At 73.1% G+C, this 16,002-nt stretch carries 10 protein-coding genes; 7 read left to right on the forward strand and 3 right to left on the reverse strand.

Going from position 1 to position 16,002, the window contains the following annotated elements:
• The first annotated feature begins 26 nt into the window (after positions 1–26).
• Positions 27–1,247: a threonine ammonia-lyase gene (ilvA, locus tag AB0877_RS19280; RefSeq protein ID WP_366610345.1), complete on the forward strand. Its 1,221-nt coding sequence runs from the start codon at positions 27–29 to the stop codon at positions 1,245–1,247.
• Positions 1,248–1,344: 97 nt separating this feature from the next.
• Here ilvA and greA read toward each other — a convergent pair whose 3' ends face one another.
• Both greA and AB0877_RS19290 read right to left on the reverse strand, forming a co-directional pair.
• Complete coding sequence (gene greA, locus AB0877_RS19285; protein WP_366610346.1) at positions 1,345–1,842, reverse strand: transcription elongation factor GreA; 498 nt, start codon at positions 1,840–1,842, stop codon at positions 1,345–1,347.
• 156 nt (positions 1,843–1,998) lie between these two features.
• The gene (locus tag AB0877_RS19290; RefSeq protein ID WP_366610348.1) at positions 1,999–2,439 is read right to left on the reverse strand and encodes a DUF4307 domain-containing protein; all 441 of its coding nucleotides are present in this window, start codon (positions 2,437–2,439) and stop codon (positions 1,999–2,001) included.
• Positions 2,440–2,642: 203 nt separating this feature from the next.
• On the opposite strand from AB0877_RS19290, the gene mca reads away from it, so the two are divergent.
• The 6 genes from mca to purE all read left to right on the forward strand — a co-directional run bounded on the left by mca (position 2,643) and on the right by purE (position 10,588).
• The gene (gene mca / locus AB0877_RS19295) at positions 2,643–3,524 is read left to right on the forward strand and encodes a mycothiol conjugate amidase Mca (RefSeq protein WP_091394187.1); all 882 of its coding nucleotides are present in this window, start codon (positions 2,643–2,645) and stop codon (positions 3,522–3,524) included.
• A 48-nt stretch (positions 3,525–3,572) separates the two neighbouring features.
• Positions 3,573–3,866 (forward strand): hypothetical protein, encoded by a 294-nt coding sequence (locus AB0877_RS19300; RefSeq protein WP_238666652.1) that lies wholly within the window; start codon positions 3,573–3,575, stop codon positions 3,864–3,866.
• Positions 3,867–4,044: 178 nt separating this feature from the next.
• Positions 4,045–6,576, forward strand: coding sequence for a bifunctional diguanylate cyclase/phosphodiesterase (locus AB0877_RS19305; protein WP_366610350.1), 2,532 nt, complete (start codon positions 4,045–4,047; stop codon positions 6,574–6,576).
• Positions 6,577–6,628: 52 nt separating this feature from the next.
• Entirely contained in the window at positions 6,629–8,665 is a 2,037-nt protein-coding gene (locus tag AB0877_RS19310) for a thioredoxin domain-containing protein (protein ID WP_366610352.1), read from the forward strand.
• 121 nt (positions 8,666–8,786) lie between these two features.
• Positions 8,787–9,962: a 5-(carboxyamino)imidazole ribonucleotide synthase gene (locus tag AB0877_RS19315; RefSeq protein ID WP_366610354.1), complete on the forward strand. Its 1,176-nt coding sequence runs from the start codon at positions 8,787–8,789 to the stop codon at positions 9,960–9,962.
• A 134-nt stretch (positions 9,963–10,096) separates the two neighbouring features.
• The gene (gene purE / locus AB0877_RS19320) at positions 10,097–10,588 is read left to right on the forward strand and encodes a 5-(carboxyamino)imidazole ribonucleotide mutase (protein ID WP_366610356.1); all 492 of its coding nucleotides are present in this window, start codon (positions 10,097–10,099) and stop codon (positions 10,586–10,588) included.
• Positions 10,589–11,043: 455 nt separating this feature from the next.
• Here the strand turns inward: purE and AB0877_RS19325 are convergent, their stop codons facing one another.
• On the reverse strand, positions 11,044–15,939 hold the full coding sequence (locus tag AB0877_RS19325) for a permease (RefSeq protein ID WP_366610357.1): 4,896 nt from the start codon (positions 15,937–15,939) through the stop codon (positions 11,044–11,046).
• Between the last annotated feature and the right edge of the window lie 63 nt (positions 15,940–16,002).

A 16,002-nucleotide genomic window follows, 5' to 3' on the forward strand; every position in this document is an offset into this window, starting at 1 on the left:
TTGGGGGCGAATGGCACGATCGGGGCATGACGGAACTGGTCGGTCTCGACGACGTGCGAGCCGCACGGGAGTTGCTCGCTGGCGTCACCCGCACCACCCCGCTTGAGCCCTCCCGGCCGCTCAGCGCGGCGCTGGGCGGGCCGACGTGGCTCAAGTGCGAGAACGTGCAGCGCGCCGGCTCGTACAAGGTGCGGGGCGCGTACGTGCGGATCTCCCGGTTGTCGGCGGCGGAGCGGGAGCGCGGGGTGGTCGCGGCGAGCGCGGGCAACCACGCGCAGGGCGTGGCTCTCGCCGCCGGCCTGGTCGGGACGCACGCCACCGTCTTCATGCCGGTCAACGCGCCGCTGCCGAAGGTGGCCGCCACCAAGGGGTACGGCGCGCAGGTCGAGTTGGCCGGAAACACGGTCGACGAGTCGCTGGTCGCGGCACACACGTACGCCGAGCGCACCGGAGCGGTGCTGATCCACCCGTTCGACCACCCCGATGTGATCGCCGGGCAGGGCACCGTGGCGCTGGAGATCCTCGAACAGTGCCCGGACGTGAAGACGATCATCACCGGGGTGGGTGGCGGCGGTCTGATCTCGGGCATGGCGGTGGCCGCCAAGGCGTTTCGCCCGGACGTCCGGATCATCGGCGTGCAGGCGGCCGGTGCGGCGGCGTTCCCGCCCTCACTGGTGGCCGGGGAACCGGTCCGGCTGCCCATCTTCTCCACCATCGCCGACGGCATCGCGGTCGGCCGGCCGGGCGAGATCACCTTCAACCACGTGCGCAAGCTGGTCGACGAGATCGTCACGGTCTCCGAGGAGGACATCTCCCGGGCCCTGCTGATGCTGCTGGAGCGGGGCAAGCAGGTGGTAGAGCCGGCCGGTGCGGTCGGGGTGGCCGCGCTGCTGGCCGGTGTGGTCGAGGTGGAGACGCCGGTGGTCGCGGTGCTCTCCGGCGGCAACATCGACCCGCTGCTGATGATGCGGGTGATCGAGCACGGGTTGGCCGCCGCGGGCCGCTACCTGCGGGTGACCGTGCGCTGTTCGGATCGGCCGGGGCAGCTCGCGTCGCTGCTCAGCCAGATCGCCGAGCACCGGGCCAACGTGGTGGACGTGGAACACCAGCGGGCCAACCCGCACCTCAGCCTCGGTGAGGTGGAGGTGGCGCTGTCGGTGGAGACCCGTGGTGTCGAGCATTCGGACACCCTGATCAGCGCTCTGCGGGCCAGCGGCTACCAGGTGGTCTTCGCGGCCGAGGCGTGACACCGGTGGGTGCCACGCCTCGGATGCGCGGTGTGTCGGCAGCGGGGTGCCGGCGTCGGTCGGCCCGGCCGGCAGCGGGTGACGCGATCGGCGACGGTCAGCCGGAGAACGGCTCGAAGCTGACCACTGTCACCTTGATGTCGGCGCCGCTGGGCGCCGTGTAGGTGCAGGTCTGCCCGGCGCGGCCGCCCAGGATCGCCTTGCCCAGCGCGGACTCGGGGCTGTAGACGGTCAGGTCGGTGGTGGCGGCGATCTCCCGGGAACCGAGCAGGAAGGTCTCGGTGTCGCTCGTGTCGTCGTCGAAGTAGATCGTCACCACCATGCCGGGCGACACCGCGTCCGCCGTCGGCGCCGCGCCGACCTTCGCGGTGCGCAGCAGCTCCTGGAGGTAGCGGATGCGACCCTCGGCCTTGCCCTGCTCCTCGCGGGCGGCGTGGTAGCCGCCGTTCTCCTTCAGGTCGCCCTCCTCGCGCCGAGCGTTGATCTCGGCTGCGATCACCGGACGGTTGGCGATGTGCTCGTCGAGCTCGGCCTGGAGGCGGTCGTACGCGTCCTGGGACAGCCAGGTGGCGGGCGCCTCGTTGCCAGTGGACACAGGCGTTCTCCTCAGTTGTGCGTGGCTGGCTGACAGGTGAACTACCAAGTTACCAGTGCGGTACGACACAGCGTGTCGGCCATCACCGCCGGTGTCCGGATCACACACCGGGGGTGAACGCCCCGCCAGTCCCGCTTCTGGTGGTGTTTCGCCAGCTCAGGAGGGTGCTCGGCAGCGCAGGACCTCACCGATGAACGGCCGCGCGGTGGTGGCCAGGCGGTGCCGGGTCGTGACGTGCCGATTCCCGGGATCGGCGGTCACGGTGACCTCTTCGCGGCCGACCTCGGCGCCGGCGCGGTCTCGGGCGCGCAGCACGCAGACCGCTGACCCACCGGACGGGACCGTCACCCGAAAGTCGACAAGCACCTGCTTGTCCGTGATGTCGGTGTAAGTGATCACCTGGGCGTCGTAGACCGGGTCGCCGTACTGGCGGTAGAGCCGGACCGAGATCACGGTCAGCGTCGCGACGAGCGCCAACAGCGCCAGCGCGGCCAGCAGCGTACGGCGGCGCTTTCCGCCCGGTGCCCGACGGCGGCCGTAGCGCCCGGCCGGGAATACCGGCGCGCCTGGTGAAATTGTGGCGTGCGTCTCGGTCACCGGCGGGTATCTCCTGGCGTTGTTGTCGGCGGCATCGGCAAGAATGACAGAGCCCCATCCTCCCACCCGGTCCAGCGGCAGGAATGGCAGGTCATGCCCGGCGCTGGTGGCCGGTGACAGGGTGCGGTGAGAAAAGATCCCGGCAGGTCAGCCGGTCGAGCCCGGTCGGGTCCACCGTCCGGCACAGACGAGGAGCGCCGAAGTTGGCAGAGCAACTGCGTCTCATGGCCGTGCACGCGCACCCGGACGACGAGTCGAGCAAGGGCGCGGCGACGACGGCGAAATATGTCGCTCAGGGGGTGGACGTCCTGGTCGTGACGTGCACCGGTGGCGAGCGCGGGAGCGTGCTCAACCCCAAGCTCGACCGACCCGACGTCTGGGCGAACATCGGCGAGATCCGGCGTGCCGAGATGGACGCCGCACGGGCGATCCTCGGCGTCGACCAGGCCTGGCTGGGCTTCGTCGACTCGGGTCTGCCCGAGGGCGATCCGCTGCCGCCGTTGCCCGAGGGCTGTTTCGCCCTCCAGGACGTCGAGGTCGCCGCGGGCCCGCTGGTGCGGTTGATGCGCGAGTTCCGTCCGCACGTGGTGACCACGTACGACGAGGAGGGTGGCTACCCGCACCCCGACCACATCATGTGCCACAAGGTGAGCGTGGCCGCGTTCGAGGCCGCCGGTGACCCGGAGCGCTACCCGGAGCTGGGCGCGCCCTGGCAGCCGCTGAAGCTCTACTACGACATCGGCTTCTCCAAGGGCAAGATCATGGCCTTGCACGAGGGCATGTTGGCCGCCGGTCTGGAGTCGCCCTACGAGGAGTGGCTCAAGCGGTGGGAGGACCGCCCCGACAAGGGCCCGCGGATCACCACCCGGGTCGAGTGCGCCGAATACTTCCCGGTCCGCGACGACGCGCTGCGCGCCCACGCCACCCAGGTCGACCCGGACGGCTTCTGGTTCCACGTGCCGATGGAGCTCCAGCAGCGCGCCTGGCCGACCGAGGACTACGAGCTGGCCCGGTCGATGGTCGACAGCCCGCTGCCCGAGTCCGACCTCTTCGCCGGGGTGCGGGAGACGGCGCACGCGCGCTGATTCCCGGCGGGGCTACCCTGGTTACCAACCGCACATCGGAGGAACGCCATGCTGACCGCTGCCCAGGTGCTCGCGGAGAACAACTTCGGGGACACCCGCACGGGTGGTCTGGCCGGGCCGATGGGCCTCTTCCTCATCCTGCTGCTGGCCACCGCGACCATTCTGCTGATCCGCAACATGAACGCCCGGCTGCGCCGTCTGCCGGACCGTTTCCCCCAGCAGTCCGGGCCGACCGACCCGACCAGGGCCGATGCCACAGTCGTCGATCCGACAGACGGGACCGGGGGGCGTGATTCATCCACGCCCGCTCCCAACGGGCACCAGCAGCACCTGAACGGGTAGTCCGCGCGTGAATCACGCCGAACCGGGTGGTCGCCCCCTGTTGCGACCACCCGGTTTGGCTTAGCCTTCCGCCGGGGGACCAAAAGTCTCCGAGCCGTGTGCGGGAGGGGGCGCCGATGACCAGCACAGCACCGGCCGCCCACCGCGACGTCGGTCGGTCGGCTGACGGGGACGGTCGATGACCTCCGGTCCGGCCGGCGACCCGTTCGATCGGCTCGGGGTGCGTGGCACACCGGGCCGGCTGCTCGTGCTCACCGCCGCCGTCACGCTGACCGCCCTGGCCGCCGCCGCGGTCGGGCTGACCCTCCCGGTCCGGCTGCCGGTCGACGACCCCCTCGGCGGTCCGGCCCGGTTCGGCATCGCCGTCGCCATCCTGGCCCTCGCCCAGCTCGCCCGGCTGCGATTCCGCTCGGCCGCCGGCATGGTCAGCATCACCTGGGGCGAGGCGGCCCTGATCGTCTGCCTCTACCTGACTCCAGCCGGCTGGCTCCCGTCCGCCACGCTGCTCGGCACCGGGCTGGCCTGGACGCTGCTGTCACTGCACAGCGACCGCCGTCCGGCCCTGGAGATCGTCCGGATCGCCGCTTCGCTGGCCGCCGCATCGGCCCTCGCCGTCTCCGTGACCACCGCGCTCGGGCGGCCCCTGCTCTCGCCACCCACCCCGACCCTGGCGCTGGCCGTGATCGCCGGTTCGGTGACGTACCTCCTGGTGACCGCATGGCTGGGCGGCGTGACGTTGGGTCTGCGGCACGGGCTGCCGATCGGGCCGCCGCTGCTCGCCGCGCTGCGTGGCAAGCTGCTGATGTTCGTCGGCAACGTGGCGGTCGGCCTCGTGGTGGTCGCCCTGCTGGAACTCGATCCGCGCTGGTTGCTGCTGCTACCGCCGCTGCTGTGGCTGTTGCAGCAGACCTACCGTTACCGACTGCGCTCCGATCAGGAGCGGCGCACCTGGCGTGCCTTCGCCGAGGCCACCGCGGCCCTCAACCAGCTCGACGAGCGGGGCGTGGCCAGCGCGGCGGTCACCGGGGCGCTGGCCCTGTTCAACGCCGAGCTGGTGGACGTCGACGTGGCCCGTGCCGACGGCCGGTGGCACCGCTACCGGGGCGACGCCAGCGGTCAGCTGGTCGACCGGGAGACCAGCCCGCCGGACCAGTCGGAGCCGGACGAGCACGAGCTGAGCCGGTCGCTGTCGGTCGGTGCCACGCCGGTCGGTCGGCTGCGGGTGCGGTTCCCCCGCTCGGCCCCACCCACGGCCCGGGAACGTGACGCGGTGGCCGCGTTCGGCGACGCCCTCGCCGCCGCCCTGCACGACGCCGCGACCCACCACGAGCTGCGGCTGGTGACCGCCCGTTCGTCGTACGAGGCGGTGCACGACCCGCTCACCGGGCTCGCCAACCGGGCGGCGATGCTGAGCAAGGGCGACCAGTCGCTGCGACAGCTCGGCCACGACCACCCGGTGGCGCTGTTGCTGCTGGACATCAACCAGTTCAAGGAAGTCAACGACACCCTCGGTCACGCGGCGGGTGACCAGCTACTGCGACTGACCGCGAACCGGCTCAACGCGCTGGTCCGCGCCGGTGACCTGCTCGGTCGGCTCGGTGGCGACGAGTTTGCCCTGCTGCTCACGGCGGCGCCGGTGCTCGGTGACCGGGCCGCCCCGATGGCCCACGCGTTGCGCCAGGCCCGCGAGATCGCCGAACGGCTGGCCGCACCGACCGAGGTGGCCGGCGTACGGATGTCCATCGAGGTCTCGGTCGGGGTGGTGGTGGCCGCCGCGGGCACCGCGGACCTGACCGAGCTGCTGCGTCGGGCCGACATCGCGATGTACCAGGCCAAGGAGGGCGGGGGCAACGTCGCCGCGTACGACGGCACCCGCGACGCGGCCAGCACCGACCAGCTCGCCCTGCTGGCCGAGCTGCGGGAAGCGTTGACGGTCGACGATCAGCTGGTGCTGGCGTTGCAGCCGGCTGTCGACCTGGCCACGGGTGCGCCCACCGGGGTCGAGGCGCTGATCCGTTGGCAGCACCCCCGGCGTGGATGGCTGAATCCGTCCGACTTCATCCGGCCGGTGGAGAACAGCGAGCAACTCGGCACCTTCACCCGCTACGTGCTGAACAAGGCGCTGAGCGTGGCCGCCGGTTGGGCCCGGGACGGGCTGGACGTGCCGATCTCGGTCAACCTCTCGGCGCGCAGTCTCCTCGACCCCCGGTTGCCGGCGGAGATCGCCGAGGCGTTGCGCCGCCACCAGGTGCCGCCGCACCGGCTCGTCCTGGAGATCACCGAGACGGTGGTGATGAGCGAGCTGGAGGTCATCGACGAGGTGCTGGCGACGCTCCGGTCGATGGGCGTGCAACTCGCTGTCGACGACTTCGGCACCGGCTTCTCGTCGCTGACCTTCCTCACCCGGATCGCGGTGGACGAGTTGAAGGTGGACCGCTCCTTCGTCATCCGGATGGCCGACTCGCCGGAGGCCGCCGCGATCGTCCGGACGACCGTCGGCCTCGCTCACGAGTTGGGGTTGCGGGTCGTCGCCGAAGGCGTGGAGACCGCCGAGCAGCGAATGGCCCTGGCCGAGTTGGGTTGCACCTCCGCGCAGGGCTACCACTTCTTCAAGCCCATGCCGGCGGACAAGATCGGCGCGGTGCTGGGGTCGCTGCGCGACTCGGCGGAGTCGAACGTGTTCCGGCTCCGCGCAGACGGCGCGTCCTGACCGTCCGGGTGGACCCCGCGCGGTCCGCGCCGGGGCTGGCTATGGTCGTCAGGTGAACCGACTCGCCGAGGCCACCAGTCCGTACCTGCTCCAGCACGCCGACAACCCGGTCGACTGGTGGCCCTGGTCGGACGAGGCGTTCGCCGAGGCGAAGCGGCGTGACGTTCCGGTGCTCATCTCGGTGGGCTACGCGGCCTGCCACTGGTGTCACGTCATGGCGCACGAGTCGTTCGAGAACGAGCAGGTCGGTGCCCTGATGAACGACAACTTCGTGTCGATCAAGGTGGATCGCGAGGAACGTCCGGACGTGGACGCGATCTACATGACCGCCACCCAGGCGATGACCGGCCAGGGCGGTTGGCCGATGACCGTCTTCGCCACCCCGGACGGCACCCCGTTCTTCTGCGGCACCTACTTCCCGCGACCCAACTTCGTCCAGTTGCTCCAGTCGGTCGCCACCGCCTGGCGGGAGCAGCGCGAGGCGGTGCTGGGCCAGGGCGCCGCCGTGGTCGAGGCGATCGGCGGCGCGCAGGCCGTGGGCGGCCCCACCGCGCCGCTGGACGCCCCGCTGCTCGACGCCGCGGCCGCGAAGCTGGCCAGCGAGTACGACGCCACGAACGGCGGGTTCGGTGGCGCCCCGAAGTTTCCGCCGCACATGAACCTGCTCTTCCTGCTGCGCCACCACCAGCGCACCGGTGACCCGGGCAGCCTGGAGATCACCCGGCACACGGCCGAGGCGATGGCCCGGGGCGGCATCTACGACCAGCTCGCGGGCGGCTTCGCCAGGTACTCGGTGGACGCGCACTGGACGGTGCCGCACTTCGAGAAGATGCTCTACGACAACGCGCTGCTGCTGCGGCTCTACACCCAGCTGTGGCGACTCACCGGTGACCCGCTGGCCCGCCGGGTGGCTCGGGACACCGCCCGGTTCCTCGCCGACGAGCTGCACCGGCCCGGGCAGGGGTTCGCGTCCGCACTGGACGCCGACACCGACGGCGTCGAGGGGCTCACCTACGCCTGGACGCCCACGCAGCTCGTGGAGGCGTTGGGCGAGGAGGACGGCCGGTTCGCCGCCGACCTGTTCACCGTCACCGACGACGGCACCTTCGAGAAGGGCATGAGCGTGCTGCGGCTCGCCCGGGACGTGGACGACGCCGCGCCCGAGGTGCGCGCCCGCTGGCAGCAGGTGGTCGGGCGACTCCTCGCCGCCCGGGACACCCGCCCCCAGCCGGCCCTCGACGACAAGGTGGTGGCCGCCTGGAACGGCCTGGCGATCACCGCCATCGCCGAGTTCCAGCAGGTCGCCGCTGGGTACGCGTCCCCGCAGGATGAGGACGCCAACCTGATGGACGGCGTCAGCATCGTCGCCGACGGGGCGATGCGTCAGGCCGCCGAGCACCTGGCCACCGTGCACCTGGTGGACGGCCGGCTGCGCCGGGTCTCCCGCGACGGCAGGGTCGGCGAGCCGGCCGGCGTCCTGGAGGACTACGGCTGTGTCGCCGAGGCGTTCTGCGCGCTGCACCAACTCACCGGCGAGGGCCGCTGGCTGACCCTGGCCGGTGAACTGCTGGACACCGCCCTGGCGCACTTCGCCGCGCCCGGTGGCGCCTTCTACGACACCGCCGACGACGCGGAGCGGCTGGTCGCCCGCCCGGCCGACCCGACCGACAACGCCACCCCGTCCGGCCGGTCGGCGTTGATCGCCGGGCTGGTGGCGTACTCGGCGCTGACCGGAGAGACGCGCTACCGGGAGGCCGCCGAAGCGGCCCTCGGCACAGTCGCGCCGATCGTCGGTAAGCACCCCCGGTTCACCGGGTACGCGGCGGCCGTCGGCGAGGCGTTGCTCTCCGGGCCGTACGAGATCGCCGTGGTCACCGACGACCCGGCCGGCGACCCCCTGGTGGCCGCCGCCCGCCGGCACGCGCCGCCCGGGGCGGTGGTCGTCGCCGGGCGTCCGGACCAGCCGGGTGTGCCGCTGCTCGCCGACCGTCCGCTGGTCGAGGGGGGTTCCGCGGCGTACGTCTGCCGGGGTTTCGTCTGCCAGCGGCCGGTCACCTCGGTCGAGGAGCTGGTAGCCGAGCTGAGCTGAGCGCACGGCCACGCCCGGTAGTCACCCGCCCCGCCCGCCTGGTCGTCCCGCCAGCGCTCGCGAGGCGGGTCGCCGGCCCTCCCGATGGGCCCGTCGGCGGCCCGGATAGGCTGGCCGCGCTATGGATTCCCGTACCGGTCTGCCAGTTGTCGGCATGGTGGGTGGCGGCCAGTTGGCCCGAATGACCCACCAGGCCGCGATCGCCCTCGGCCAGTCACTGCGTGTGCTCGCCACCGCCCCTGACGATGGTGCGGCGCTGGTCGCCGCCGACGTCCAGTACGGCGACCACACCGATCTGGCCGCGCTGCGCACCTTCGCCAAGGGCTGCGACGTCGTCACCTTCGACCACGAGCACGTGCCCACCGAGCACATCCGCACACTGGCGGCGGAAGGGGTGCCCCTCTACCCGCCGGCGGACGCACTGCTGCACGCCCAGGACAAGCAGGTCATGCGGGAACGCCTGACCGAGCTGGGTGCGCCCAACCCGGCCTGGCGGCCGGTCGCGGAGCCCGCCGACCTCGTCGGCTTCGGCGAGCAGGTCGGCTGGCCGGTGGTGCTCAAGGCGGCTCGCGGTGGGTACGACGGCCGGGGCGTCTGGATGGTCGACGACGCCGACCAGGCCACCGAGTTGGCGACCACGCTGCTCGCCGGCGGCACCCGGCTGATCGTCGAGGAGCGGGTGCCGCTGCGGCGGGAGCTGGCCGTCCAGGTGGCCCGTTCGCCGTTCGGTCAGGTGGCCGCGTACCCGGTGGTCGAGACCGTGCAGCGCGACGGCATCAACGTGGAGGTCCTCGCTCCGGCGCCCGGCCTGGACGAGGAGCTGGCGGTCTCCGCTCAGCAGCTCGCCATCGACCTGGCCACCGCGCTCGGTGTGATCGGGCTGCTGGCGGTGGAGTTGTTCGAGGTACGCGACGACGCCGGACGGTCCGCGATCGTGGTCAACGAGCTGGCGATGCGACCGCACAACTCCGGGCACTGGACCATCGAGGGTGCCCGGACCTCGCAGTTCGAGCAGCACCTGCGGGCCGTGCTGGACTACCCGATGGGCGACACCGCGCTGACCGCCCCGGTGGTGGTGTCGGCCAACGTGCTCGGCGGCGAGCCGGGCGGGATGTCGATCGACGAGCGGTTGCACCACCTCTTCGCCGCCGAGCCGGGTGCCAAGGTGCACCTGTACGGCAAGCAGGTGCGGCCCGGCCGCAAGATCGGGCACGTCACCGTGCTCGGTGACGACCTGGACGACCTGCGGGCGCGGGCCGCAAGGGCCGCGCGCTGGCTGCGCGAGGGCCACGAGTGAGCCACGGTTTCAAGTGAGCCTTGGCCTCGGCTGAGCCATGGTGTCGGGTGAGCCTTGGTGTCGGGTGAGCCATGGTCTCGGCTGAGCCTTGGTGTCGGGTGAAGCACGGTTTCGGGAACGAGGAGAGGGCCGCAGTGAGCACGGTTGGCTTGATCATGGGTAGCGACTCGGACTGGCCGACAATGCGGGCCGCGGCCGAGGTGTTGGACGACTTCGGCGTGGCGTACGAGGTCCGGGTGATCTCGGCGCACCGGACTCCGGTCGCGATGATCGAGTACGGGCGCGACGCTGCCGACCGGGGCCTCAAGGTGATCATCGCGGGGGCCGGGGGTGCCGCCGCGCTGCCCGGCATGGTGGCCTCGGTGACGCCGCTGCCGGTGATCGGCGTGCCGGTGCCGCTGAAGCACCTCGACGGCATGGACTCGCTGCTGTCCATCGTGCAGATGCCGGCCGGGATCCCGGTCGCCACCGTGTCGATCGGCAACGCCCGCAACGCCGGTCTGCTCGCCGTACGGATCCTGGGTGCCGCCGACGAGGACCTGCGCGCCAGGATGGCGACCTACCAGCAGGACCTGGAGAAGCTGGTGGCAACAAAGGAAGCCGCCCTCCAAGCAACCCTCCCCTAACCAGCCCGCCCCGCCCCCGCGAGCCCCCGCCCCGCCCCGCGAGCCCCGCCCCGCGAGCCCCGCCCCGCGAGCCCCGCCCCGCGATCTTGCACTTTCGGTTGCCGTTCTGCGGCTTCCACGCCTTATGTCGCAACAGAAAGTGCAAGATCGCGCGAGGACAACCGAGCCACCGCGCCCCAGCCCTGCCCCAGCCCCGCCCAGCCCGCGAACCCGACCTTGACGGGGTCGATCATGGACTTGTGGTGCCCGGAGCGAGGGCATTCGCGGACTTTGTCCCCCACCACAACTCCATGATCGACCCGAGTGGGAGCGGGCTGGGGCGCGAGTGGGGGCAGGGTGGGGCGCGAGTGGGGGCGGGCTCGGGTGGGGCGCGAGTGGGGGCGGAGCGACAGCGGGGGCGGCGGGCGGACTGGGGCGCGTCTGCTCGTTACTCGCCCTGCGGTGACCCTTCGGGTTTATCTCATGCCGCGCAGGGCGGTCTGTAGGCGTTCCTGGGCGCGGCGGCGGCGCTCGTTGCTGGCGCCGAGCACCAGCAGCAGGATGCCCACCGGGATCAGCGCCAACCACGGGCCCAGGCTGAACAGGGCGTGGATGGCCGTGATCGCGGTGACCGACGCGCCGACGATCACCGGGGCCTGCTGCCGACTGGACGAGCCGAAGATCAGCACCGCGACCGCGCCGAGCAGCAGGAGCATCTGCCGGACCGTGCTGGATTCGGTGGCCAGAACGATCGCCAGTGTCGGTACGAAGGCCGCTACCAGCGCAGGGCCGTACGCCACCCAACTGCTCATGTCGGGCCGGTGACGCAGCTCCAGGACTCCGACGAGGAGAGCCAGCACGGCGAACGGCAGGGTGTACGCCTCTGGCAACGCCACGTCGGCGACTCGCATCAGGATCCACCACGCGGTGATCTCACAGACCACCACCGCCCAGAACAGGATCCGGCGTTCCACCGGCCGACGACCGGGTCGGGTCGCCGCCACCCCGAGGACGGCGCCCCAGGCGGCCAGCAGGGCGGCGATGTGGCGGGGCGAGTCGAAGGCGAGGGCCAACGCGATCAGCGCGGCAGCGTACCCGGTCCACTCCACGGTGGAGGCCTCTCGCTGCGCCTCGGGGCGGCGCAGCCGGGGCAGGGTCGCGGCGAGCACCTGTAGGACCGCGCCGACGGCGAGCACCCCGAACGCCGACCAGACCGCCGCCAGCCCGGCGACCAGGCCGACGGTGAGCACGAAGAGCTGCGCCATGAGTGAGGCGAAGAGCCAGCCGAGGATGCGCGCCCGCTGGGTGGTGCCGAACAGCGCCGCCACCGCGCCCACCGCGACCGCGCTGCCGAGGGTGAACAGGGTCATCTGCCGGTCGGCCAGGCTGCCGGCGAGACCGGCGCTGCCACCGGCCAGACCGATGGCGAACACCAGCACCCGGGCCAGCCGCAGCGAGCGGGCCCGCTCGACCAGCGCCGGCGGTGGGGTCAGCGCGAGACCGAGCATCGCGATGGTGAAGACGGACAGCGCGGCGACGGTGCTGGCGGGCCAGCCCTGGCCCAGCGCGATGGGTGCGATCAGCAGCGTGACGGCCGCTCCGGGCAGCACCACCGGCACGGCCCGGGAACGCCGTCCGCCGCTGAACCCGGTGGCGGCCAGCGCGGCGGTCGCGGTGAGCAGCAACGCCGTCAGCACGTGGGTCGGGTTGACCACGTCCGGTGGTGGAGTGAGCAGCTCCGGCGGCGGGCCCTGCCAGATCCGGGTCAGTGTGCGGTGCGGCTCGACCAGGGCGGTGACCAGCGCGGGCGCGATCGAGGCGAGGGCCAGGGCAGTCGGCAGCGCCGCCACGGCCAACGCACCCGCGGCCGGGTTGACCCGCCACCGCCGTCGTTCCGCGTCGTCCGGCAGCCGCCGCAGGGCCCCGTCGAGTCGTACCGCCCAGCGCCGGACCGGCTGGGCCGCGCCGGTGGGCGGCACGGTGGCCGCGCGGATCAGCTCGGCCAATACGCCGAGCAGGGCGGCGGCGGCCGCGTAGACGCCGGCGGCGAGGCCGGTGGGGATGGCGGCGAGGGCGCTGATGGTGGCCCCGCCGACGACCGCCACGCTGACCCAGGGCAGATACTGCGGCACCAGTCGGCGGACCGCTGCCACGGCAGCCAGCCCGAGGCTGGTCGCGGCCAGCGCGGCGGTCAGCACCACCTCCGCCGAGTGGTCGAACTCGGCGGACAGTGCCGCCACCGCACCCGGGAGGGCCAGCAGGGCGGCACCGATCGCCGCGCCACCGATCTGCGCCAGGTGCGGGGGCATCCCCTCGGTGTCGATGTCGGCGACCTGTGGGCCGGCGAGGACGCGGGCCAGCGTGGCCACCACCACGCCGATCAGCGCGATGCTGCCCAGCGCCAGGGCCGTGGTCCACGGGCGGACCAGTCCGGCTCCGGCGGCGTGCAGCGCGACGACCCCGGCCACCGTGGCCCGGGACAGCCCGGCGCGCGCCTCCTCCGTGGCCACCGCGGCCATGCCGAACACGGTGGCGACCATTCCGCCGACCAGGACCGGTGACCACCAGGCCAGATCGAATGCGGCCGGTGCGCCGATCGTGGCGAGCACCACCGCCGCACCGGACACGTCCCAGCGCCACGGCGGCGGGAGCAGGATGCCGGCGGCGAGGGCCAGCAGGGCCAGCGCGACCGGCGCCTGCCAGGTGGCGCCGCCGACGGGGGCGGCCGGCCAGCCGCTCAGGTCGCCCCTCCAGATCGGGCCGGGGGTGGCCAGCACGCCGAGCCCGCCGCGTACCGCCGTCCAGCCGGCGAGGACGCCGATCAGGACGCCGCCGACGGTGAGGCCGAGGATGGGGCCGCGTCGCCACTCCTCCGGCATGCTGCGGGCGGCCACGGCGACCACCAGGAGCAGGGCGGCGGCCACCGCCAGCTGCCCGCCCGGGGCGAGCACCGCTCCGATCCGTACCAGCGTGGCGATCAGGGCGGTGGTGACCGCGGCGGCGGCCAGGTCCGAGCCGTCGAGGGTGAGGTCGGCGCGACGGCCGGCGTCGATGGAAGGGGCCAGGAAGAGCAGCACCGCCGCGACCAGCAGGAGCGCGCCCACCCAGGCGTCGGCGACGGTCGCGCCGGGCGCCCCGAAGGCGGCGGCGGTGACCATCAGCGCGCCCAGCCCGGTGCCGACCGACAGCGGAACGGGAATGTGGCGCTGGGAGACCTGCACGACCGCCGCGTAGCCCAGGGTCACGCAGACCGCCAGGAAGCTGGCCGCCAGGATCGGGACGGTCACCTCGCGCAGGCTCGCCGGGGTGAGGAGGGGGTCGCTCGGCATGGTCGCGGCCACGAACGCCGCCACCGCCCCGGGCAGCGCGAACGCGGCGCCACCGGCGGCCCAGGCGGTGACCGTCTCGGAGGCGGCCGAGGCGATCCGGATCCGGGGTGCCAGCGTGACCAGCGTGCCGGCCACGAACAGGGTGATCAGGACGGCGGCGGTGAGGGTGGGGCTGGCCAGGCTGGCACCCGCGCCGAACAGGCCGACCACGGCCGCTCCGATGGCGTGCGCCACGGCGGCCCGGTCGGTGCGGGCGGAGAGCCCGATGACCCCGATGCCGATCGCGGTGATCACCATTGGCCAGGGTGCCGTCGCCCAGCCGAGACCGAACGAGGCCGGAACGGCGAGCGCGGTCAGCGCCGCGCCGGCGACCGCGAACTCCCGGCGGATCTCGGTGGGCAGGGCCAGCACCGCCGCGATGGTGAGCAGGAACGCGGCACCCGCGAGTTGCCAGGTCGTCGGCCCGACCGCGGCGGCCAGCTCGCCCGGGTACCGGCTGAGGTCGGGGTTCCAGGCGGGCAGTGCCGCCCGGACCGGTGCCACCCCGGCGCGTAGCGCACCGCCGGCGACCACCAGTCCACTGACGGTCAGCGCCACCGCGGAGGCCAGCTGTGGGCCACGTCGGGCCGCCTCCGGGACCGCGCGCACCGCCAGCCCGGTCACCGTGATGACCGCCGCGATCAGCAGCAGCGCCCGGCCGGGGAGCGCCACCGAGGCGATCCGGCTGAGCGAGCCGATCACCGCCAGGGTGACGATGCCGGCCGCGACGTCCGGCAGCGGCGGGCGACGCAGCATCAACGCGCCGGCCAGCCCGATCACGGCGGCCAGCAGCAGCACCACGCCGCTGCCGGTAGCGGTCGGCACGGTCTGTGCCCGCAGCAGGGCGGTGACCGCGTACGCCAGCGAGACGGCGACCGCCAGGGCGTGCAGCAACCAGGTCAGCTCACGCAGGCCGGGCACCGGCCGGGTCGGCTGCGGGTCGGTCGCGCCGCCACTGACGTCGATCAGCTCGGCGGCCTCCTCCGGGTCGCCCTCCGGCCGGCTCTCGGCGTCCCGCTGACGGGGCGCGGACGGCGTCCCCGGCGTGGGCGGGTCCTGCCGGGCCTGGCGTTCGACGGTCACGCCGGAGCGGGCCAGGCCGAGGTTGACGAGGGCGACCAGGGCCAGCACCAGCGCCCAGCCACCCGGACCGGTGATCCGGTCGTACGCCAGCAACGGCAGCACCGGCTGGGCGGCGAGCACGGTGGCGAAGCGGGGCGCGCGCAGACCGGTCCAACCGGCGTACCCGAATGCGACGGCGGCGGTGACCGCGAAGATCACCCCGGCGAAGACCGTGCCGGAGCCGCCGCCGACGCCGATCCGGTCCACCGCCCAGAGGGCGTTGCCGGCGAGCGGCACCAGCAGCAGGCCGACGGCGGCGATGGTCTCGGCGGTCGAGGTGAGCCCGCGTCGGGCCAGTGCCGGCGGGGCGAGCAGCATCAGCACGGTGGCCAGGAGCAGGATGCCGAGCCGGGCCAGCGCGTCCATCGAGCTGGTGGCCACCGCGGCGAAGACCACGGCGGCCACGCCGAGCAGCAGCGCGCCCAACCCCAGCGGGATGTTCTGCACCTCGCGCGAGGACGCCTCCGGCGGGTGCTCCGGGTCGTCCACGTCCAACCAGGCGGCCCGGGGCGGGGGCGGCGGCGGGTCCTCCGGGGCGGGCGGAGTGCCCTGGCGGGGCACCCGGGGCGGCGCTCCCATGGTGGCAGTCGGTGGCCGCCGGCCGGGACGGCGGCGCAGCACCCGGCGTGGCCGGGTGGCCTGCTTGAGCCGCTCCTCGCTGGCGTGGGCGAGGATGTCCCGCTGGAAGAGCGCGGCCTGCATCTTGGCGGCGATCTGCCGCTGCTCGCGGGCGATGGCGGCGTCGCGCGCCTTCATCTCCGCGATCGAACGCTCGATGTCGGCCAGGTGCTCGACCCACTGTGGTTGATCTGCCCCACAGTGCGGGCAGCGAACGGCCGGCTTGATCTCCCGGCCGCACGAGGAGCATTGAAAGGTCGCCACGACACCCCTCCACCCGCACTGTGGACTCCCACTGTCGCAGCATGCCCAAAGCTGGCGCGGATT

Origin of the sequence: Micromonospora sp. NPDC047644, from assembly GCF_040704315.1 — a bacterium.
In the GTDB taxonomy this organism is placed as follows: Bacteria; Actinomycetota; Actinomycetes; order Mycobacteriales; family Micromonosporaceae; genus Micromonospora.

What these genes read in the sequence shown, in the direction of transcription:
- ilvA (WP_366610345.1), top strand. Translation starts at nt 27, where the DNA reads ATGACGGAACTGGTCGGTCTCGACGACGTGCGAGCCGCACGGGAGTTG.
- AB0877_RS19300 (WP_238666652.1), top strand. Translation starts at nt 3,573, where the DNA reads ATGCTGACCGCTGCCCAGGTGCTCGCGGAGAACAACTTCGGGGACACC.
- AB0877_RS19305 (WP_366610350.1), top strand. Translation starts at nt 4,045, where the DNA reads ATGACCTCCGGTCCGGCCGGCGACCCGTTCGATCGGCTCGGGGTGCGT.
- AB0877_RS19315 (WP_366610354.1), top strand. Translation starts at nt 8,787, where the DNA reads ATGGATTCCCGTACCGGTCTGCCAGTTGTCGGCATGGTGGGTGGCGGC.